The sequence below is a fragment of the Actinoplanes sp. NPDC000266 genome, from assembly GCF_042899005.1.
Classification (GTDB): Bacteria; Actinomycetota; Actinomycetes; order Mycobacteriales; family Micromonosporaceae; genus Actinoplanes.
Window position 1 is genome coordinate 340,790 of the sequence record NZ_JBIAZI010000012.1, and the last position, 17,560, is coordinate 358,349.

A 17,560-nucleotide genomic window follows, 5' to 3' on the forward strand; every position below is an offset into this window, starting at 1 on the left:
CGGCCGCCGTCTTCGCCCCGGACGGCCGCCACCTGCTGATCTGGACGACCTCGGGTGTCCGCGACGGCCGCCGCGCCCCCGGCTGGCGCGGCGAGCTCAGCCTGACCGACCTCGACGGCCACCCGATCTGGCAGCGCGTCATCGACGCCACGACGTCCCGCGTGCGGGCCCCGCTGACCGGCTGGTCCACCCGCCCCTGCTTCAGCCCCGGCGGCGGGACGGTCGCGCTCGGGCTCGACGGCGTGGTCGTGCTGCTGGCGACCGAAGACGGCCGGACCCGGGCCGCGCTACCCGTCGACGGCCGGGCCGTGGCGGTGACCGCCGCCGGTCCGCATCGCCTGGCCGTCGCCACGGATCACGGCTTGCGCGTGATCCCGCTGGAAGGCGCGTAGTCGGTGCCGAGCACGCTCAGCAACGCGAGGGCCTCGGCGTCCGGCGAGCCCTGCGGAGCGCTGTAGAGGACGAGGTGCTGGTCGCGGTCGGTCAGGGTCATCGAGTCGCAGTCGACGGTGATCGGGCCGACGACCGGATGGTGGAAAGTCTTGGTGATCACCTGGGCGGCCTGGACGTCGTGGCGGTCCCAGAGGCGGGCGAAGTCGAGGCTGCCGTCGCGCAGCTCCTGGACAAGGCCGGTCACGTCCGGGTCCGACGGGTAGCGGGCCAGTGTGGCGCGCAACTCCATGACGACGTGGTGACGGAACTCGGCGCCGTCGGAGACGCCGTAGAGCGTGCGCTCGGGGCTGAGGAACGCCTTCCGGGCCAGGTTGCGGCCGGCCGGGCCGAGGGCGGCGAAGTCCTCCATGAGGGCGGCCGCCAGGTCGTTCCAGGCCAGCACCTCGAAGGTCGCCGAGGTCACGAAGGCGGCGGTCTGCGGAAGCCGTTCGAGCAGGGCGAGGATGCTCGGGCGCACGTCCCGGCGGTGCGTTCCGGTGCGGGCGGGTGCGGTGCCGGCCAGGACGTGCAGGTGGTCGGACTCGGCGCCGGTCAGGCGCAGAGCGGCGGCGATGCCGGCCAGCACCTCGGCCGACGGGCGGGGCGCGCGGCCCTGTTCCAGGCGGACGTAGTACTCGGTGGAGATGTGGGCCAGCACGGCGACCTCCTCGCGGCGGAGCCCGGGTGTACGACGGCGCGGGCCCGCCGGGAGGCCCACGTCCTCAGGGCGGAGCCGTTCACGACGCGTACGAAGGAATGCTCCCAGCTCCTGCTTGTCCATGCCTTTGATTCTGCGCGCCGGGCGCCGCCGGAGCCTGGTACAGCCTGTGCCTGTCTCCGGTCGCCGGGCCGGATGAGGCTTTCGGCATGACTGACATGTTGACCGGCAAGGTCGTGTTCATCACCGGCGCCAGCCGCGGCATCGGAGCGGCGGCGGCCCGCCTGTTCGCCGAGGAGGGCGCGGCCGTCGTGCTCGCCTCGCGGGGAACCGAGGCGCTCGACAAGATCGTGGCCGAGATCCGCGGCAACGGCGGCGTCGCCGACGCGGTGACGCTGGATCTCGCCGATCCCGCGAGCATCCGCGCCGCCGTCGCGCGGGTGGACGAACTGCACGGGCGGCTCGACGGCGCCTTCAACAACGGCGCGGCGATCCAGCAGCGCCCTGGGCCCCTCGAAACCACCGGCGACGAGGACATCGACGAGCAGTTCGCGGTGAACTTCCGCGCCCACTGGACGGCCATGAAGGCGGAGGCCGAGCTGATGCGCCGCACCGGCGGCGGGGCGATCGTCAACACGTCGAGCATCGGCAGCCGGCGGGCCAACCCGGCGCTGCCCGCGTACGGGGCGATGAAACGGGCCCTGAACAGCATCACCGAGACAGCGGCGGTGACGTGGGCGCCACAGCGCATCCGGGTCAACGGCATCACGCCCGGCGGCACCGCCACCGAGATGATCGACGCGTGGGAGGCGGCGACCCCGGGCGTGGTCGAGCGCATCACGGCGTCGACCCCGATGGGCCGGATGGCCGAACCGCGCGAGATCGCCGAGGTGGCCGCGTGGCTGCTCAGCGACCGCTCCTCGTGGGTGACCGGCGCCATCATCCCGGTCGACGGGGGCGCCGGCGCCTGACCCTGGCCCGCCCGGCCAGTGCCCGGCCCTGGGGCGGATCGCGTTATTCCGCGCCAGGGTTGAGGCATGTGGTCATCCGAAGAGGCGGCCGTCCTGGCCGCGAACCAGTCCCTGGTCCTGAGCGTGGGCGGTCACGAGGGCGTCGAGCTGGGCATGGTCGTCGTGGACGGCGCCCTGTACGTCCGCGCGTTCCGGGGCCGCCGCTCGGGCTGGTTCCAGGCCGCGCTCACCGACCCACACGGGCACATCTCCTCCGGCAGCCTCGAACGCGACGTCCTGCTGACCGCCGAGCCGGGCCCGGCGGAGGCCGTGGACGCCGCCTACCGAGCCAAGTACGGCGCGAACGCGGGCCTGGTCGCGGGACCTCAAGCCCATGGCGCGACTCTGCGGATCCGGCCCGCGCGGGCGACGACGGCGCCACCATCAGCCGGTCGTATCGTTCGGGGATGACGCAACGACTTGTCAGCGTGTGGCAACCGTTCTTCCTCGGCAGCGAGAGCCCGAAGGGCGCCCTTGACGCGGCTCTCGAGCTGGAAGAGCTCGGCTACTCCCGGATCTGGTTCTCGGCCGGGTTCGGCGAGAGCATCCCCTCCCGCTTCGGTGAGCTGCTCGACGGGACCGAGCGCATCGGCGTCGCCACCGGTATCGCCACCATCTGGCACACGTCGCCGGCCACGGTGGCCGCGTTCACCGCGGACGCCGAGCGGGCACATCCAGGGCGATTCCTGCTCGGGCTGGGCGCCAGCCACGCCGTCCTGGTCGACGGCGACGGCACCGAATACCGCAAGCCGTACTCCAAAATGGTCGAGTACCTCGACGAACTCGACAGCCTCGGCCTCGTCCCTGAGCGGCGCGTCCTGGCCGCCCTCGGCCCGCGCATGCTCGAGCTCTCCCGCAGCCGTTCGGCCGGCGCTCACCCCTACTTCACCACCGCCGAGCACACCGCCGAAGCCCGGGCCGCGATCGGGCCCGGCCGGCTGCTCGCGCCCGAGGTCGCGGTGGTTCTCGACCCCGATCCTGTTTCCGCTCGGGCCACCGCGCGGCAATACACCAGTGGCTATCTGACGCTGCCGAACTACACCAACAACTTGCGGCGCTTCGGCTGGACCGACGCCGACTTCGCCGACGGCGGCAGCGACCGTCTGGTCGACGCCGTCATCCCCTGGGGCACGGCCGAGCAGGTCGCCGCCGGCATCGAGAAGCATTACCGGGCGGGCGCGGACGAGGTCGCCATCCAGGTCCTCAACGGCGGCGACGCCACACGGTTCCCCTCGGACGCCTTCGGCGCCCTGGCCAAGGAACTGATTTAGGGCTGAGAGCGGAGGTACGTCGCCGACGCGGGCCCGGTGGAAGCCATCGGCCCGCGAGGCGACATTGCACATCGTCCCGGCCGGCGCCTGACGCCTGGGACGTGTCGGTCGACTCGACGGTGTGCCGCGCGCATCAGCACGCCGCGGGCGACCGCAAAAGGGGGCCGATCAGAAACACGTGCCCCGCGGCACGGGCGCGGCGGCCAGGACCCGCCCGGACCAGGTCCTGGCCGACAAGGCTTACAGCTCTCGCGGTCACCGCGCCGAGCCGCGACGACGTGGTATCCGAGCCACGATCGCCGAGCCGCCGGACCACGTGATGCACCGACGGCGGCGCGGCTCCGCAGGTGGTCGACCGCCGGCCTTCGACCGCGAGGTCTACAAACAGCGCCACGCCGTGGAGTGCGGCAATAACCGGCTTGAAGCGACAAGTTGGCTGTGCGCTAGGTGGAGCCGCAGCCGTTGAGGGCCGCGATCAGGCCCGCGGCCGCGCTCGTCAGAGCGGCAATGCCGTACACCCACCTCAACAACCGGTCATGCCGCCCATGCGGTTCGATCTCTTGGTCCACTGCTTCACCTCCCTCCACCATGCGGCCATTGTGCGGCCAATTTATGAGCTCTCGTTCGGTTTTATGTCGCTATGCGCGGAAAACGCTAACCGCGAAGGCCGCGCTTACGGGCTGTTGATTGGTCGCGACAAACGGCTATCGGCTGCCCTTTTCCGCGGCCGTTTCCCGATAACACGGAGTGCCCTTTTCCATTGCGCGAACAGGGACGAGGAAGAGGTGCGTGAGCTGCGATTACACGAAGCACCACGAGGACGAATTCATAAACTCCCGGTATGCCGAGGATCCCTCGTCACCCACGTTGACGAGGCGGGCGCGGCGCGCATGGCCGACGTGTCGCCCGTGATCGACACGATCAAGGTGGTGGGCGGTTTGAGGGAGCGAGCGGCCGCGCGAGAGGATCGGAGGCGTGGATCTGCGCGTGACGCTGCTCGGCGACTTCGAGGTGGCCGTTGGCGGCGCCGCTGTGCCCGTTCCCGGTGCGCGTCTTCGCGGGCTTCTCGTGCGGCTCGCGCTGGCCGGTGGGCGGCCGGTGGCGCCCGACGTGCTGGTCGAGGCGCTCTGGGCCGAGGAGCCGCCGGGCGATCCGGCCAACGCCCTGCAGTCGCTGGTGTCGCGGCTCCGGCGGCTGCTCGGTGGGGCCGACTCGGTGGCTCAGGCGCAGGGTGGTTATCGGCTCGCGGTGACCGATGACGATGTCGACGCTCTGCGCTTCGAGCGGCTGGCCACCGAGGGGCGGGCCGCTGATCCCGAGACCGCTCTGAGCGTGCTCGGCGCGGCCGTCGAGCTCTGGGGTGACCCGGCCGTGATCACGCCGGTGGCGCCGGCCGCGGCGATCCGGCTGGAGCAGCTCGCGCGGGAGGCGGTCGCGGGGCTGGCCCAGGCCGAGCTGCGCACGGGGCAGCTCCCAGCGGCGGCGGCGCGGCTGACGAGGCTGCTGGCCGACGATCCGGTCGACGAGCGGGCGGCCGCGCTGCTCATGGAGGCGCTCGCGGCGCAGGGGCGGCCCGCCGAGGGGCTCGCCGTCTACGAGCGGATCCGGGAAGAACTGGCCGAACGGCTCGGGGCCGATCCCGGCGCCGCCCTGCGGGAGGAGCACCTGCGGCTGCTGCGCCACCAGCCGGAGGCGCGGGCCGAGGCCGGTAACCTGCCGGCGCCGCTGACCAGCTTCGTCGGGCGCGACGACGACCTGGCCCGGGTCGACACGTTGCTGACCACCGGGCGGCTCGTCACCGTCGTCGGGCCCGGTGGGGCCGGCAAGACGCGGCTGGCCATCGAGGCGGCCCGGCGCCGGCGCCACGAATATCGGGACGGGGCCTGGCTGGTCGATCTGTCGTCGGTGACCGAGCCGTCGAAGGTCGGCGCGGCCCTGCTCGCCTCCATCGGGCTTCGCGGGTCGGCGCTGTTCGACGCGCGGCTGCGCACCGACGGCGACGAGCTGGACGTGCTCGCCGATCAGCTCAACGGGCGGGAGAGCCTGCTCGTCGTCGACAACTGTGAGCATCTGATCGACGCGGTGGCCCAGGTGATGGCTTCGCTGTTGCCGCGGGCGGCCGGTCTGCGGGTGCTGGCCACCAGCCGCGAGGCCCTGGCCATCGACGGTGAGGCGCTGGCGCCGCTCGGGCCGTTGGCGCTGCCCGATCCGGACGCGGGGGTCGAGGAGGCGCGCCGGGCGGCGGCGGTCCGGCTGTTCACGGAGCGGGCTTCCGCCGTACGGCCGGGCTTTGACGTCGACCTGGAAACTCTGACCGGGATCCTGGAGGTGGTGCGCCGGCTCGACGGTATGCCGCTGGCGCTGGAGCTGGCGGCGGCCCGGCTGCGCACGATGTCGCTGGCCGAGCTGGCGGCCGGGTTGTCCGACCGGTTCCGGCTGCTGACCACCGGGAGCCGGACGGCGATGCCGCGGCATCGCACCCTGCGCGCGGTCATCGCGTGGAGTTGGGACCTGCTGAGCGGTCACGAGCGTACGGTCGCCGAACGGGTCTCGATCCTGCCCGGCGGCGTAACCCCCGCCTCGGCCACCGCGATCTGCGCCGGCACGGCGGTGCCCCCGGCCGAGATCACCGACCTGCTCGCCGCCCTCGTCGACAAGTCGATCCTGCAACTGGCGCCGGAAGCCGGCCGCTACCGCATGCTGGAGACCCTGCGTGAGTACGGGATCGAGCAGGGCACCCTGGGTGACGCGCGTGACCGCGCGGCGCGTTACCTGAGAGGGCTCGTGGCCCGCAACGACCCGCGGCTGCGCGGCCCGGACCAGCTCGAGGCCATGCGGGAGATCCGGGCCGAGTACGACAACGCGCTGACCGCCCTGCGCCACCTCTGCGACACCGGCGACGCGGACGGCGCGGTCGCCTTCGCGCTGGCCCTGACCTGGTATTGGCAGATGTTCGGCCGGCACACGGACGCCGTCTACTGGCTCGGCGAGGCGCTGGCCCTGCCCGCCGGCGGGCCCAGCCTGGAACGCGACACGGCCGAGGCCATCCTGCTGCTCAACCGGGCCAGCGCGCAGAACGAGATCTTCGGCGACATCCTGGAGAACCGCCGCGGCGAGCTGCGGCAGCTGGCCGACCGCCTGGTGGCCTATCCGGAGCTGCCCGGCCTGACCGGCCCGCTGACCGCGGTCACGCTGTTCTGGCTACGGGAGACCGAGGCCGCGACCGTGATGCTCTCCCAGCTCATCGCCGGGCCCGACGAATGGGTCGCCGCCCTGGCCCGCGTCTTCCGGGCCCAGTTCGCCGAGAACGAGGGCAACCTCGACCAGGTACGCCAGGACGTGACGGTGGCCCTGGAGGCGTTCGGCCGGATCGGCGACCGCTGGGGGCTGGCCACGGTCCTGCCGACCCGGGCGATGGTCCGGCAGTACGACGGCGACCTGCAGGGCGCCCTGTCCGACCTGCGGCAGGCCCGCGCGGTGGCCCGCGAGTTCGGCTCGCTCAGCCTCACCGACGAGATCTTCATCGATCTGCGCTGGATCGACCTGAACATGCGGCTCGGCCAGAACGAGCTGGCCATCTCGATGATCGAGGACACCCGGGAGCGGGCCCGGCGCGCGGTCTCGCAGGAGTTCCTCATCCTGGTCAACGCGCTCGAGGCCGGCCTGTGGGTGCGGCTGGGCGACCTCGACCGGGCGCGGGCGCTGCTCGAACACGCCGAGAAGGAGATGGGCGAGCGGTACACGTACGGCGGCGACCACGGCCGGGCCATCGTCAGCTCGGTGCGCGGGTGGCTCTGCCTCGAACTGGGCGACCCGGCCGGCGCCGCGGTGGCCCTGGCCCGGGCCTACGAGGCGGCGCTGGAGTCGCAGGACATGCCGTTGATGTCGCTGGTCGCCGTGGGCGCGGCCGCCCTGGCCGGAGCGTACGGGCGGGCGGCCGACATGGCCGTGATGCTGGGCGCGGCGGCCCGGCTGCGCGGTGCCCACGACCACACCGATCCGCAGATCCGCGAGCTGAGCGACCGGGCCCGTCAGGCGCTCGGCCCGGACGCCTTCGCCGAGGCGTACGGCCAAGGGTGGAACCTGGACGGAAAGACGGCCCTGACCCAGGTCGACCCCGCCCGGCTCAGCCGGGCGGGGCTCCCCAAGCCTTGATCAGGCGCGGCGCGAGTAGGCGCGCAGCGCGAGGGGGACGAAGACCACGAGCAGGCCGGCCATCCAGGCCAGCGTCGCCCACAGGTGCGAGGCGACCGGGCCGCCGAGCAGCAGCCCGCGGATGGTCGAGACCAGCGGCGTAATCGGGTTGACCTGCACGAATGACTGGAGCCAGCCGGGCAGCGTGTCCGTGGGGACGAAGACGTTGCTGCCGAAGGACAACGGGAAGACGATCAGGAACATCAGTCCCTGTACGGCGCCGGGCGTGCGGACGAGCATGCCGACCCAGACCGAGATCCAGCAGAAGCACAGCCCGAACCCGACCGACAGCGCCACCGCGGCGAGGGCCGGGAGGAAACCGGTCTCCACCCGGAAGCCGATGATCATGCCGAAGCCCAGCATGACCACGCAGACCGTCAGATAGCGGACGACGTCGGCCGCGACCGCGCCGACCAGCGGCGCCGAACGGGCCACCGGCAGCGACCGGAACCGGTCGAAGACGCCCTTCTCGATGTCGGCGTTGAGGTTCTGCCCGAGTGCGATGCCGCCCATCGCCAGGGACTGCGCGAGCAGGCCGGGCAGCAGCAACTGAAGGTAGTCGTGCCGGTCGCCGGCGATGGCCCCGCCGAACAGATAGACGAACAGCAGCAGGAAGATGACCGGCTGCAAGGTCACGTCGATGAGGGCTTCGGGGGTACGGATCGTCTTGATCAAACTTCGGCGCGCGAGCGCGACGCTGTGGCGGGCGAGCGCGGCGAGCGAGCCCCCGCGCGGCGAGTCGCTGACGGTGCCCAGGGTCAAGGTGGTCATACCAGCTCTTCTTTCTTGGTCGTCAGGTTGTGGAACACCTCGTCGAGGCTGGGCAGATGCAGACCGAAGTCGTTGAGCTCGATGCCGGCCTCGCGCAGCGCGGGCACCACGTCGAGCAGCGCCGAGTCGTCGGCGACGGGCACGCTGACCGCGCCCGGGCGGGCCCCGGCGGAGGAGTCGGCGCCGGCGGTCGAGCCCGGCGCGGCCACCTTGTCGAGCAGGCGCAGCACATCCGGGACCCGCGACGGGTCGGCCGGGCGCACCCGCAGGGTCAGGCCGCCGACGAGCCGCTTGAGACCGTCCGGGGTGTCGTGCGCGATCACGTGGCCCTTGTTGATGACCACGATCTCGTCGGCGAGGGCGTCCGCCTCCTCCAGGTACTGCGTGGTCAGCAGCACGCTGGCGCCCTGCGTGACCTGGTTGCGGACGACGCCCCACATGTCCTCGCGCTTGGCCGGGTCGAGGCCGGTGGTCGGCTCGTCCAGGAAGATCACCTCGGGGTGGCCGACCAGGCTGGCCGCGAGGTCGAGGCGGCGCCGCATGCCACCGGAGTACGTCTTGGCCATCCGGCCCGCGGCCTCGGCCAGGTCGAACCATTCGAGCAGCTCGGCCGCCCGGCGCTTGGCCTCGGCGGTCGGCAGGTCGAGCAGCTGGCCGATCAGCACCAGGTTCTGCGTGCCGGTCAGGTCCTCGTCGACGCTGGCGTACTGGCCGGTCAGCCCGATGCGCCGGCGGACCCGCTGCGGCTCGCGCAGCACGTCGATGCCGGCCACCTCCGCATGGCCGGAATCCGGGCGCAACAGGGTGGCCAGGACCCGTACGGCCGTGGTCTTGCCCGCGCCGTTGGGTCCGAGGACGCCGAGCACGGTGCCGCGGCGCATCGCCAGGTCCACCCCGTCGAGCGCCTGTGTCTTACCGAATCGCTTGCGGAGGCCTTCCGCACGCACCACGAAATCGCTCATGGCGCCGACTCTCGCGCGGGCCGCTGACACCGCGCGCACATGACGCTGACACGGGCCTGATGCCTACCCCCATACCTCGTCAGCGGTCTCGGCGATCAGCCTGAGCTTGGCCACTTCCTCCTCGTACGTCAGGGCATTGCCCTCGACCGTGGAGGAGAAGCCACACTGCGGGGACAGGCACAGCTGGTCCAGCGGCACATATCGGGCGGCCTCGTCGATGCGGCGCTTCAGAGCGTCCTTCGACTCCAGCTCGCCGCGCTTGGTGGTGACCAGGCCCAGCACGACCATCTTGCCCGGCGGCACGAACCGCAGCGGCGCGAACGTCCCGGACCGCTCGTCGTCGTACTCCAGGAAGAAGCCGTCGACCGCGAGCTCGCTGAACAGGGCCTCGGCGACGAAGTCGTAGCCACCCTCGGCCGCCCAGGACGACCGGAAGTTGCCGCGGCACATGTGGGTGGTGACGGCCAGGCCCGCGGGCCGGCCGTCGAGCGCGGCGTTGATCTGCCGGATGTACCGAAGGTGCTGATGCTCGGCGTCGTCGCCACGCTGGGTGAGCAGCTTGCGCTGCTCAGGGTCATTGAGGTACGCGAAGCTGGTGTCGTCCAATTGCAGATAACGGCATCCGAGCTCGGCGACCCGTTTCACCTGCTCCTTGTACGCGGCGGAGAGGTCGGCCCAGAAGAGCTCCTCGTCCGGATAGACAGCGGGATCGATGGCGGCCCGCCCGCCCCGGTAATGCACCATGCTGGGCGAGGGAATGGTGAGCTTGGCCGTCTGCCCGTCCTCGACAACCGACTTCAGAAACGAGAAATCGTCGCCGAAGATGGTGTCGTTCAGCCGCACGGGAGCGTCGATGGCCAGAGCGGCTGACTCGAAGTCGAGCTCGCCCTCGGCGTTCCGGAAATGCACCTGGATCTTCTCGTCGGTGGGCCGGACCCCGCCGAGCCGATAGATGAAATCCATGTGCCAGGAGACCCGCCGGAACTCACCGTCGGTGGCGGTGCGCAGGCCGACGTCACGCTGCATCCGTACGACATCACGGATCGCGTCGTCCTCGACAGCCTTCAGAGCATCGGCGTCGATGTCACCGACCGCACGCCGTTCCCGGGCTTCCAGCAGTCGCCGGGGCCGCAGCAGACTGCCGACATGATCGGCCCGAAACGGCGGCGTGTCCCGAAGTGTCATCGTCAGGTCCCCTCTCGGCGCGGCTACCCGTCGCAGCCAACCTAACCCCTCGATCGACCCCTGGCGATGTCTGGCCGTCTCCCTCAGCCCTCGACCGCATCCTGCGTCGGGGCAGCCGCGCCGTGATCCACCGGCATCAAACTCACGGCGCGGCCGCTTCGTGACGTCACCTCACTCGACCGGATCAGTAGCGACGCCGGTTCTGAAGTCGATCGAACAGCCCTCGCAGCCGGCGCTGGTTCTCGGGCTTGGCCATCTGGCGGCGCCCCTGATCGACCAGCCGCCGACCCTGCGGGCTGCCCAGGAACGAACGGACGCGTTGGGCGAGAGTCGCCATCGTGGTGCCTCCTCGAATCGCGAGCCCGTTACATACCCGCACACCTCGTCCCGCAATCCGGCACGGCGGCTGCGGGAGTCTCAGCTCAAGGCGGACGTCAGTTCCCTCCTCGAGGCGATGCCGAGCTTGGCGTAGATCTTTCGTAAGTGCCACTCGACGGTGCGCGGGCTCAGGAACATCGAGCCGGCGATCTCCACGTTTGTGCGGCCCCGCACGGCCAGCGCGGCGATGGCCGACTCCTGCGGAGTGAGCTTTTCGGTGGTACGGGGGTCGGCCACCGTCCGTACTATCGTGGTCCCGCCGCACGCGGCCAGTTCCCGGCAGGCCCTTTCGGCGAAGCCCTCGGCGCCCATCTCGGTGAAGGCCTCATAGGCCGTACGCAGGTGGAGGCGGGCCTCGGCGCGGCGGCCCGCGCGGCGCAACCACTCGCCGAACAGCAGGCGGGCCCGGTGGGCCTCCAATGCCGTCGACGGGGCTGACAGTTCTTCGATGGCCACCCGGAAACTCTGCTCGTCGGCGCCGGCCATGCCGTCGGCCAGGGCCCGCATGCCGCGCGACCACGCGGTGTCCACGGTCGCGGTCCGCTCGCGCAGGGACGCGCACGCCGCGACGGCGGCCGGCTGGTCGCCGATGTGCACGGCCGCCTCGACCAGTTCCAGCAGCGGCCACTGGTGCAGGCCCAGGTCGGCGTGGGCGGCGCTCTCCTGGGCGGCGGCCAGGGCCGCCTTGTGGTTGCCCAGTCCGTTGTAGAGGACCGCCTTGGCGTGCGTGGCCATCGTGTGGCGGCGGCCGTCGTTCCAGGTGGCGGCGTCGCGGAGTTGTTCCTCGATCAGGTCGAGAGCCGGGCGTTCCCGTCCCCGGTAGGCGGCCAGGATCAGGTGGGTCGGCTGTGTCACCGCGCCCCCGGTGAGGCGGACCGCCGCGTCGAGCTCCTCGAGGAGGCGAGTGGCGGGTGCGAAGCTACCCGCGTACAGCAAGCTCCGGGCTTGAAGTGCCAGCGCGGTCGGCAGGAGCGAGAGAGCACCGGTGTCGCGGGCGAAGGCGACGGCGCGCTCGCTCATCCGGTAGGCGTCGTCCATCCGGTGCAGCTCGTGCGCGACCGGGGAGGCCAGCCAGATCAGGCTCAGGTCCTCCGGGTCGGTCATGGCGTCGAGCGCCTGCGCCAGGAGCGGCAGCGCCCGGTCGCGCCCGTCGAGGACCCACGTGGTCAGCCCGGCCAGCAGCAGGTCGCGGAAGTCGTCCCCCACGACGGCGTCGCGGGCCGCGAGTGCGGCCCGGCGCAGGTCGTCGCCGCCGAGCCGGCCCGCGTAGAGGGCCGCGCCGATCGCCGACAGAAAGGTGTCGCGGGCGGCGACCGGGTCGAGGTCGCGCAACCGGACCGCCGCCGCCAGCAGCGCCGGGCCCGGCTCGCGGCCGTGGGTGACCGCGAACGCCACGTGGGCCCGGAGACGTTCGACGCGGGCCCGGTCGAGGTCGCTCAGCGGGCCGATCTCGGCCGCCGCCAGCAGGTCGGGCACCTGGGCGTACGAACCCGCGTGGGCCCGCGTGCCGGCCGCCGACACCAGCAGCGCGCCCCGGCGCTTCTGGTCGCGGGTCAGTTCGGCCGCCCGTTCCAGGAACGCCGCCGCCGCCGACCGGCCGCCCCGGGCCAGGGCCCGGCCGGCCGACTTCTCCAGCTCCAGCGCCACTTCCGGGTCGGGGCCGACCGTGGCGTGGGCCCGGTGCCAGGCCCGGCGGTCCGGGTCACGGTCGCCGTCGGTGGCCTCGGCCAGCGCACTGTGCACCTCGCGCAGCTCGGCCACGCCGGCCGACCGCCAGGCGGCCGAGCGCACCAGAGGATGCGAGAAACGTACGGCCGTCCCGATCTCGACGAGGCCGTCGATCTCGGCCGGGGCCGCCGCCTCCAGGGAGAGGCCCAGCCGTTGCAGGGCCCGGCCCAGCAGCAGCACGTCGCCCACCGGCTCCACCGCCGCCGTGATCAGGGCCATCCGGGCCGGCCCGGGCAGGGCTGCGACCCGGCGGCGGAAGCCCGACTCGACCCGCCCCTCCAGCGGCGCCGGGGCACAGCCGCCGAAGCCGAAGGCCAGCTCGGCCGCGGACAGGCCGCGGGTCAGTTCCAGCAGAGCCAGCGGGTTGCCGCGGGTCTCGGCCAGGATCCGGTCGCGCACGCGGGCGTCCACCGGGCCGGTCAGCACCGAGTCGAGCAGCGCGCCCGCCTCGGCCTCGGGCAGACCGTCGACCTTGATCTCCGGCAGGTCGGTGAGGATCGGCTCGGGGGCCGGGTCACGGGCGGCGAAGACCAGCGCCACCGACTCCGCCTTCAGCCGGCGGGCCACGAAGGCCAGGATCAGCCCGGACAGCCGGTCGAGCCATTGCACGTCGTCGACCAGGCACACCACCGGCCGGCCGGGCGCGCTCAGCAGCCCCAGCGTGGCCATGCCGAGGACCAGCAGCTCCGGCGTCTCCCCCACGCTCAGCCCGAAGGCCACGCTCAGCGCGGCCCGTTGCGGCGCCGGAAGCCGGTCGAGCTCGCCGATCAGCGGCGCGCACAACCGTTGCAGCGCCGAGTAGGCGATCTCCGACTCCGACTCGACACCCGCGGTCCGCAGCACCCGCACGTCGTCGTCGCGCCCGGCTTCGGAGCTCAGATATCCCAGCAGCGCGGTCTTGCCCGTGCCCGCCTCGCCCCGCAGCACCAGGGCCCGGCTCTGCCCATCCCGCACCGCCCGCAGCACCCGGTCGAGCTCGTGCTGTTCCCGCTGTCGGCCGCGCAGCTCGCGACCGGCCGTGTTGACCAGCATCATGTCAACATCCTCGGCAAAGCGGCCGATCCGCACATCGCGGCCAGCACGACTCCCCACTACCGGTTAACCGGTAGGCCTTGCCGCGGGGAGCTACGGTTGTCGGCGTGATCTGGTCGGTGGCCCTGTGGCACCTGATCGGCGCGCTGACCGATGTCAGCCCGGCCGGTCTGGTCGTCGGCGCCCTGCTGGTGGCCGTGCTCGCGGCCGTCGCCGCCGCCACCCACCGCTCCCCCACCAGCGCTCCGCAGGTCACTCCTGGGGTGCTGCGGCAGCGCGCGGCGCGCATTCTGCCCCGCCATCGCGACCCTGACGCTCCGGGTCGTACCCGTCCTCGAGGACCTACCCGGCGGCTCGCCCCCGCCCGGTAATGCTTTTCCCTCCTCGAGGAGTCGTTTCATGTCTGCCATCTATTCGGCGATCTCCGCCGTGCTCTTGTTCTGGCACGCTCTCTGGGAGAGTGTGCTGTCCAGCCCCGACTGGTCCTGGGTCCTGGGCGTCGTCTTCCTGGTCCTGACCATCCGCGTGCTCCTGCTGCCCCTCGCCGTCCGGCAGGTGAAATCGCAGCGCGCCCTCCAAGCCCTGCAGCCACGCATCCGCGAACTGAAGGACGACCCCGAGGCCGTGGTCGCCCTCTACCGATCCGAGAAGGTCAGCCCGTTCGCCGGTTTCCTGCCCCTGCTGATCCAGATCCCGGTCTTCATCGGCCTGCTCCACGTTCTGCGGCACATCAGACCAGGGTCAACAACTGCCACTTTGTACGGCTGGACGCAGACCCAGTTCGACAGTGCCGCGCACGCCGAGCTGCTCGGTGCGCCCATCGCCGCCACCTTCGGCCATCATTTGGGGGCGCCCGCCCTGACCGTGCAACTGGTCGCGGCGACCCTGATCGCCATCATGATCGTCACGACCTACCTGTCCACCCGCCGGTCGATTCAGGGCGACGGGCTGATTCAGCGTTTGATGCTGTACGGCATCCCGGCCTCCCTGCTGATCTCAGGCGTGATCTTCCCGATCGGCGTGATCGTCTACTGGGTGACGCAGAACCTGTTCGGCCTGGCCCAGCAGGCGTGGATCACACGCCGTCACCCGCTGCCCGGCGCGCCGCCGCACGGCGCCGACGGCGATAAGGCAAGATCACAGGGTGCTACCGGATGAGGTTCCCGACACGTCGACGTTGAACGAGCGGCAACGCCAGATCCTCTCCGTGATCCAGAAGTGGGCGCTGCGCCACGGCTACTCCCCTTCGACACGCGAGATCGCCGACCAGCTCGGCCTGGCCTCGACGTCCACGGTGAGCCGGCACTTGCGCGTCCTGGAGGAGTACGGCTTCCTGCGCCGGGGCCGCTCGACCCGCCCGGTGGACGTCCGCATGTTCCTGCAGCCGGTGCCACATCAGCGAACCGAGACGACCACGGTGGGCGTGCCCGTGCTGGGCGACATCGCCGCCGGCACGCCCATCCTGGCCGAGCAGAACTCCGACGAGGTGCTGCCGCTCCCCCGCGACCTGGTAGGCCGAGGCACCCTCTTCGGCCTACGGGTCCGAGGCGACTCAATGATCGACGCCGCCATCTGCGACGGCGACCTGGTAATCGTCAAACAACAGCACGAGGCCTACAACGGCGACATCGTAGCCGCCATGATCGACGACGAGGCCACGGTGAAGGTCTACCGCCGCCGAGCCGGCCACGTGATCCTGGAGCCCCGGAACCCGGCCTACGACAACATCAACGGCGACCAGGCAGTAATCCTGGGCAAGGTCGTCTCAGTCCTGCGCCGCACGTAGTCTCCGGAACGCCACCCATAACGAATACGGCGCCATTCGATGAAGCACCCTTCATATGGCGCTTCCGCAATTCGACGGATGCACGTGGCGCCCCAACACGCAAGACCATTCGATTCCGAAAAGCGCGAACAAGCGACAATTTCTCCGCCCCAGCCGTCAACTCCGCCCGTTCCACCGCCTCGGCCTCATTCTTCAGCCCCGCCCATCCCGCCGCCTCGGCTTCAGCCCTGAGCTCCGCCCGCTCCACTGGCTTGGCGTCAACTTTCAGCCCCGCCCGTTCCACCGCCTCGGCCGCATTCTTCAGCCCCGCCCGTCCCGCCGCCTCGGCTTCAGCCCTGAGCTCCGCCCGCTCGACCGGCTCGGCCTCAGCCGTCAACTCGGCCGGCTCGACCTCACGATCGGCGGACGCGGCTTCCGGCGGACGAGCGGGAATCGCCTGGTCAACGGGCCCGCACGGATCCGGCCGCCGCACACACGTGACATCGTCGTCCCAGATCAACGGCGGTATCCGCTCGGTCGGATCATGCAGACCCAACTCCCCACACAACCGCGAACAACCATGCAGGCGACACAACTTCAACGCATGGCGCCGCTTGAGACCCCATTGCCGCCGCTCATCCTGACCACGCCGGAACTCCACCATCTCCGGCGAATGACTCGGCACCCCCGACCAATCCCGCATAGAAGCAATAACCGACCTCGAAAAGAACCCCAGCTGCGCCATGAACCATTATCCCGCACCCCGAAGATCGAGATCAAAGAAAGGATCATGCCAATCTCAGACTTTCGAGGAGGCGGCCGGAAATTCGCATTCCCGCCCATCGGGACGACCATTCCTTGGGTGGCGAACGCCCGCACCTGACGCCACGACGCTTCTCCGCGCCGACCACCCGGGCGGCCCGCGCGGAACCGGACGCGCTTGAAGGCCACGGGACCCGCTGCGCGCGGGATGCGGGACCGGTAACCCGGGTGGGCTGCGGCACCGGCAACGCGAGAAGGGTAAGGGACCGGACGCGCGCGCTGCGGCACCGGCCACGCGGGCGGGGCGCCGGACCAGCCACGGGAAAGGCACGGGACCGGGCGCGCGGGCTGTGGGCCCGGACGCACGGCCATGTGACCCAGCCGCGCGGGCTGTGGGACCGGACGTGCGCGGGGCTGCGGGACCGGACACGCGCGAGGCTGTGGGACCGGACACGCGCGGGCCGTGGGACTCACCCCGCCAGTCAGGTCATCCCGGCAAGGTCGTCTCCTCCCTGCGCCGCACGGCACTGTCCGGGCGCTCGGCCCGCGGGCCGAGGCGGGTGAGGGCCCGGGCGCTGGAACTGCCCGGCTCGGGCTGATAGACGACCAGCAACTGGCCCGGCGCCGCTCGGACGTCGAACGACAACGAGACCAGGGAGAGGGGCCCGACGTCGGGATGGGCGAGTTCCGTCGGGCTCTGGGTCTTTCCGTAGACCGTGTGTGAGGACCACAGGGCGGCGAAGGACTCGCTGCCCTCGTTCAGCGAACGCACCACCTCCGGCAGGCGTGGATGGTCCGGGGACAGGCCGCCGGCATGGCGCAGGCCGGCCACTATCGCCTCGGCGAAGCTGTCCCAGTGGCGGAAGAAGCTCCGCGCGGCGGGGTCGAGGAACGTCATCCGGGCCAGGTTGTCCACCACCTCGAACGGCGCGAACAGCGCCTCGGCCAGGGCGTTGACCGCCAGGAAGTCCTTGGCCGGGTTCAGGACGAAAGCCGGTGCGCCGGTGTGCCCGTCGAGCAGGTGCCGCAGTGGTTCGCTCACCGTCTCCAGCGTCGTCCCGCTGGTCTCCGGCAGCGCGCCGGCCAGCCGGAACAGGTGATCGCGGGCCGGATCGCCCAGCCGCAGGGCGCCGCTGATGGCCTCGAGGATCTGCGGTGAAGGCCCGCGCTCGCGGCCCTGTTCGAGCCGGGCGTAGTAGTCGGCGTTCATGCCGGCCAGCACGGCGACCTCTTCACGGCGCAGCCCGGCCACCCGCCGCTGCCCGGCGGACGGCAGTCCCACGTCGCCGGGCCGCAGGCGGGAACGGTGAGCGCGAAGGAACTCTCCGAGGTCGTTGCCGGTCATCGTTCGAGGTTAGGCCGGAGTCCGGCGCCGTGCCGGGGTACGGCATGCCCAGGAAGAGACCGTCCTG

At 71.6% G+C, this 17,560-nt stretch carries 15 protein-coding genes; 7 read left to right on the forward strand and 8 right to left on the reverse strand.

Annotated features, from left to right (window positions below; translation table 11 throughout):
- Positions 1 to 355 precede the first annotated feature (355 nt).
- Complete coding sequence (locus tag ACFY36_RS40950; protein ID WP_499751301.1) at positions 356 to 1,213, reverse strand: helix-turn-helix transcriptional regulator; 858 nt, start codon at positions 1,211 to 1,213, stop codon at positions 356 to 358.
- An 86-nt stretch (positions 1,214 to 1,299) separates the two neighbouring features.
- Between ACFY36_RS40950 and ACFY36_RS40955 the strand changes: the two genes are divergently transcribed.
- The 3 genes from ACFY36_RS40955 (at position 1,300) to ACFY36_RS40965 (ending at position 3,371) form a co-directional block, all read left to right on the forward strand.
- A complete protein-coding gene (locus tag ACFY36_RS40955; RefSeq protein WP_499751302.1) occupies positions 1,300 to 2,061 on the forward strand; it encodes an SDR family NAD(P)-dependent oxidoreductase in 762 nt (253 codons plus the stop codon).
- Between the two features lie 66 nt (positions 2,062 to 2,127).
- Positions 2,128 to 2,511, forward strand: a complete 384-nt coding sequence (locus ACFY36_RS40960; protein WP_499751303.1) for a DUF2255 family protein — start codon at positions 2,128 to 2,130, stop codon at positions 2,509 to 2,511.
- The gene (locus tag ACFY36_RS40965) at positions 2,508 to 3,371 is read left to right on the forward strand and encodes an LLM class F420-dependent oxidoreductase (RefSeq protein ID WP_499751304.1); all 864 of its coding nucleotides are present in this window, start codon (positions 2,508 to 2,510) and stop codon (positions 3,369 to 3,371) included. The genes ACFY36_RS40960 and ACFY36_RS40965 overlap by 4 nt, the downstream gene beginning before the upstream one ends.
- A 443-nt stretch (positions 3,372 to 3,814) precedes the next feature.
- Here the strand turns inward: ACFY36_RS40965 and ACFY36_RS40970 are convergent, their stop codons facing one another.
- Entirely contained in the window at positions 3,815 to 3,940 is a 126-nt protein-coding gene (locus tag ACFY36_RS40970) for a hypothetical protein (protein ID WP_499751305.1), read from the reverse strand.
- Between the two features lie 406 nt (positions 3,941 to 4,346).
- On the opposite strand from ACFY36_RS40970, the gene ACFY36_RS40975 reads away from it, so the two are divergent.
- Positions 4,347 to 7,526 (forward strand): AfsR/SARP family transcriptional regulator, encoded by a 3,180-nt coding sequence (locus tag ACFY36_RS40975; RefSeq protein ID WP_499751306.1) that lies wholly within the window; start codon positions 4,347 to 4,349, stop codon positions 7,524 to 7,526.
- Here ACFY36_RS40975 and ACFY36_RS40980 read toward each other — a convergent pair whose 3' ends face one another.
- From ACFY36_RS40980 to ACFY36_RS41000, 5 genes are all read right to left on the reverse strand, one after another.
- On the reverse strand, positions 7,527 to 8,336 hold the full coding sequence (locus ACFY36_RS40980) for an ABC transporter permease (RefSeq protein WP_499751307.1): 810 nt from the start codon (positions 8,334 to 8,336) through the stop codon (positions 7,527 to 7,529).
- A complete protein-coding gene (locus tag ACFY36_RS40985; RefSeq protein WP_499751308.1) occupies positions 8,333 to 9,298 on the reverse strand; it encodes an ATP-binding cassette domain-containing protein in 966 nt (321 codons plus the stop codon). Before ACFY36_RS40985 ends, ACFY36_RS40980 begins: the two co-directional genes overlap by 4 nt.
- Before the next feature lie 63 nt (positions 9,299 to 9,361).
- Positions 9,362 to 10,483, reverse strand: coding sequence for a 5-methyltetrahydropteroyltriglutamate--homocysteine S-methyltransferase (locus ACFY36_RS40990; protein ID WP_499751309.1), 1,122 nt, complete (start codon positions 10,481 to 10,483; stop codon positions 9,362 to 9,364).
- Between the two features lie 184 nt (positions 10,484 to 10,667).
- The gene (locus ACFY36_RS40995; protein WP_499751310.1) at positions 10,668 to 10,820 is read right to left on the reverse strand and encodes a hypothetical protein; all 153 of its coding nucleotides are present in this window, start codon (positions 10,818 to 10,820) and stop codon (positions 10,668 to 10,670) included.
- Between the two features lie 80 nt (positions 10,821 to 10,900).
- Positions 10,901 to 13,624, reverse strand: coding sequence for a helix-turn-helix transcriptional regulator (locus tag ACFY36_RS41000; RefSeq protein ID WP_499751311.1), 2,724 nt, complete (start codon positions 13,622 to 13,624; stop codon positions 10,901 to 10,903).
- Positions 13,625 to 13,728: 104 nt separating this feature from the next.
- On the opposite strand from ACFY36_RS41000, the gene ACFY36_RS41005 reads away from it, so the two are divergent.
- Genes ACFY36_RS41005 through lexA form a run of 3 tightly spaced genes read left to right on the forward strand, consistent with a single transcriptional unit; the run spans position 13,729 to position 15,407 of the window.
- Positions 13,729 to 13,992 carry a DUF6412 domain-containing protein gene (locus ACFY36_RS41005; protein ID WP_499751312.1) on the forward strand — a complete coding sequence of 88 codons (264 nt, stop codon included), beginning with the start codon at positions 13,729 to 13,731 and terminating at the stop codon, positions 13,990 to 13,992.
- A gap of 28 nt (positions 13,993 to 14,020) precedes the next feature.
- Positions 14,021 to 14,779 (forward strand): membrane protein insertase YidC, encoded by a 759-nt coding sequence (yidC, locus tag ACFY36_RS41010; protein WP_499751313.1) that lies wholly within the window; start codon positions 14,021 to 14,023, stop codon positions 14,777 to 14,779.
- A complete protein-coding gene (gene lexA, locus ACFY36_RS41015; protein ID WP_499751314.1) occupies positions 14,766 to 15,407 on the forward strand; it encodes a transcriptional repressor LexA in 642 nt (213 codons plus the stop codon). Before yidC ends, lexA begins: the two co-directional genes overlap by 14 nt.
- Before the next feature lie 1,228 nt (positions 15,408 to 16,635).
- Here lexA and ACFY36_RS41020 read toward each other — a convergent pair.
- The gene (locus tag ACFY36_RS41020; protein WP_499751315.1) at positions 16,636 to 17,493 is read right to left on the reverse strand and encodes a helix-turn-helix transcriptional regulator; all 858 of its coding nucleotides are present in this window, start codon (positions 17,491 to 17,493) and stop codon (positions 16,636 to 16,638) included.
- Positions 17,494 to 17,560: the final 67 nt, after the last annotated feature.

Bases quoted from the DNA above. Each gene is read 5' to 3' on its own strand.
- ACFY36_RS40950 (WP_499751301.1), bottom strand. From the start codon at position 1,213: ATGGACAAGCAGGAGCTGGGAGCATTCCTTCGTACGCGTCGTGAACGG.
- ACFY36_RS40995 (WP_499751310.1), bottom strand. From the start codon at position 10,820: ATGGCGACTCTCGCCCAACGCGTCCGTTCGTTCCTGGGCAGCCCGCAG.
- ACFY36_RS40960 (WP_499751303.1), top strand. From the start codon at position 2,128: ATGTGGTCATCCGAAGAGGCGGCCGTCCTGGCCGCGAACCAGTCCCTG.
- ACFY36_RS41000 (WP_499751311.1), bottom strand. From the start codon at position 13,624: ATGATGCTGGTCAACACGGCCGGTCGCGAGCTGCGCGGCCGACAGCGG.
- ACFY36_RS40955 (WP_499751302.1), top strand. From the start codon at position 1,300: ATGACTGACATGTTGACCGGCAAGGTCGTGTTCATCACCGGCGCCAGC.
- ACFY36_RS40965 (WP_499751304.1), top strand. From the start codon at position 2,508: ATGACGCAACGACTTGTCAGCGTGTGGCAACCGTTCTTCCTCGGCAGC.
- yidC (WP_499751313.1), top strand. From the start codon at position 14,021: ATGTCTGCCATCTATTCGGCGATCTCCGCCGTGCTCTTGTTCTGGCAC.
- ACFY36_RS40985 (WP_499751308.1), bottom strand. From the start codon at position 9,298: ATGAGCGATTTCGTGGTGCGTGCGGAAGGCCTCCGCAAGCGATTCGGT.
- ACFY36_RS40990 (WP_499751309.1), bottom strand. From the start codon at position 10,483: ATGACACTTCGGGACACGCCGCCGTTTCGGGCCGATCATGTCGGCAGT.
- ACFY36_RS40980 (WP_499751307.1), bottom strand. From the start codon at position 8,336: ATGACCACCTTGACCCTGGGCACCGTCAGCGACTCGCCGCGCGGGGGC.
- ACFY36_RS41020 (WP_499751315.1), bottom strand. From the start codon at position 17,493: ATGACCGGCAACGACCTCGGAGAGTTCCTTCGCGCTCACCGTTCCCGC.